At 71.1% G+C, this 2,570-nt stretch carries 2 protein-coding genes; both read right to left on the reverse strand.

Annotated elements, in window-relative coordinates; translation table 11 throughout:
* Positions 1 to 69: 69 nt before the first annotated feature.
* Entirely contained in the window at positions 70 to 1,464 is a 1,395-nt protein-coding gene (locus DBR36_RS14950; protein WP_258222890.1) for an NAD(P)/FAD-dependent oxidoreductase, read from the reverse strand.
* On the reverse strand, positions 1,461 to 2,570 hold a 1,110-nt coding region (locus DBR36_RS14955; RefSeq protein WP_108320541.1), incomplete at its 5' end, for a S8 family serine peptidase. The genes DBR36_RS14955 and DBR36_RS14950, both read right to left, overlap by 4 nt.

Consider the following 2,570-nt stretch of genomic DNA (forward strand, 5'->3'; position numbering starts at 1 on the left):
CGCCGCATCCGCACCGACACGACGAGACCCCCGCGCCCACAGGGGCACGGGGGTCTCGGGACGCGGCGGTTACTTCGCGGCGACGGGCTCGGCCTTCTTCTCGGCCGGCGCCTCGGCCGCGGGAGCGGCGGGACGCGGACGGGCGGCGAACTCCTCGAACGCGGCGCGCGGCTGCTGTACGGCCTCGAGCGACACGACCTCGCGGCCGTGCACGAAGTTCTGCATCCAGTCGCCGATGACGCGGAACTTGCGCTCCCACGTCGGCATGGCCAGGCCGTGGTAACCGCGGTGCGCGAACCAGGCGATCAGGCCGGTCAAGGCGATGTTGCCCGACTGGAACGCACCGTTGTACAGGCCCAGGCCGGCGACGGCGCCGAGGTTCTTGTGGTTGTACTCCTTGGGCTGTTCGCCGCGCAGCACCGCCACCAGGTTCTTCGCCATGAGCTTGCCCTGGCGCACCGCGTGCTGGGCGTTCGGAACGCAGAAGCCGCCCACGCCGCCGCCCGAGAGGTCGGGCACGGCCGAGACGTCGCCCGCGGCCCAGGCGCCCTCGACGATGTCCTCGTCGGTGCCGACGCGCAGATCGGGGCGCGTACGGATGCGGCCGCGCTCTTCGACGGGCAGGTCGCTGCCACGCACGACGGTGGGGTTGGCCATGACGCCGGCGGTCCAGATGATGAGGTCGGTGGGCAGCTGCTCACCGGTCGACAGCTCGATGACACCGTCGACGGCACCCTTGACCTGCGTGTCGAGGTGGACGAATGCGCCCTTCTTGGCGAGATCGGCGAGGACCCATTCGCTCGTCTTCTGCGAGACCTCGGGCATGATGCGGCCCATCGCCTCGATGAGGTGGAAGTGGGTGTCGTCGAACGCGAGCGTCGGGTACTGCTTCAGCAGCGACGACGCGTAGGCGCGCAGCTCGGCGAACACCTCGATGCCGGCGAAGCCGCCGCCGACGACGACGACGGTCAGCAGACGGTCGCGCTCGGGACCGGCGGGCAGCACCGACGCCTTGTCGAAGTTGGACGTGAGGCGGTCGCGGATCGCGACGGCCTCTTCGATCGTCTTGAGGCCGATCGCGTTGTCGGCGATGCCGGGGATCGGGAAGGTGCGCGAGACGGCACCGGCGGTCACGACGATCTGGTCGTAGCTCTGCTCGAACGTCTGGTCGCCCGCGATGGGGGTGATCGTGGCGGTCTTGGTCGCGTGCGAGATGCCCGTGACCTTTCCGGCGATCACCGTGGTGCGCTTGAGGTGGCGGCGCAGACCGACCACGACGTGGCGCGGCTCGATCTCGCCGGCGGCGACCTCGGGGAGGAAGGGCTGGTACGTCATGTACGGCAGCGGGTCGACGAGCGTGACTTCGGCTTCGCCCCGCCCGAGGAGCTTCTCGAGCTTCCATGCGGTGTAGAAGCCTGCGTAGCCCCCACCGACGATGAGGATTCTGGGCACGGTAGTGGTCACGATGGGAGGGACTCCTCGTTTGTGGTGCGGCTCGGCTCGCGGGAGGTGCGCGCCTGTCGGATTCGCCGGGCAGCAGCACTGACGCCGAGCGCAATCATTATAGCGGCCAGCGTGGCACCCCCGAGCGGCAGCGATCCGTACAGCACGCTATCGCGCGACGGCAGCAATGGCGACCCCGCCGCGGGCGCCGCGTCGACGGGCGGAAGCGGGGGGATGACCACCGGGGTGCCGGTCGGCTCGGGCGTCGGTTGCGCATCGGCTCGGCGGTAGAGGCGGATCCACTCGGTCAGGCTGCCGAGGGGGTTCTCGCTGACCGTCGGCACCTGCGCTGACACCGCGCGCGCGGCATCCACCAGCCCGTATCCGTACAGAGGGTCGGGCGTCGTCGTCGCCCCGGCGGAGGGCTTCGCCGTCGCGATCAGGCGATTAAGCACGTTGTCGGCGTCGAGGTCGGGGTGCGCCGCGCGCACGAGAGCGGCGATACCGGCGACGATCGGTGCGGCACCGCTGGTGCCGTTCCACTGCACGAGCGTGCCGTCGGCCGAGACGCCGAGCAGTCGCTCGCTGGGGGCCGAGAGCCCGATGGTGATGCCCTGGGTCGAGGCGTCGTTGCTGGCGCGCCCACCGGGGTCGACACCGCCGACCGCGAGCACGCCCGGGATCGTGGCGGGGGCTCCGACGCGGTCCGTCCCGCTGCCGCGGTTTCCGGCGGCCACCACGACGACGACGTCGTGATCGAAGGCGTACTCGAACGCGGTGTCCCAGCTCGGATCCCAGTCGAGGGTGTTCGTGGTGAGCGAGAGGTTGATGACGGTCGCCCCGTTGTCGACCGCCCACGTCATGGCCTGGGCGATCTGCTCGGTAAACGGCTTGGACGTGGTCGCGCCGAATCCGACCGAGATCGACAGCAGCTCGGCCTCGGGGGCGATGCCGATCATGCCGCGGCCGTTGCCGGTGCCGCGGGCGGCGGCGAGCGAGGCGACCCAGCTGCCGTGGTTCGCGTCGACCGCGCCGACCGGCGTCCGCCCGTCGGACGAGCCCACGCCCGAGACGTCAGTACCGCCGGCGACGGCCCCGCTGAACTCGGTCGGGCCGCGGCCGATACC

Source organism: Microbacterium sp. HMWF026 (genome assembly GCF_003061325.1).
GTDB lineage: Bacteria > Actinomycetota > Actinomycetes > Actinomycetales > Microbacteriaceae > Microbacterium > Microbacterium testaceum_E.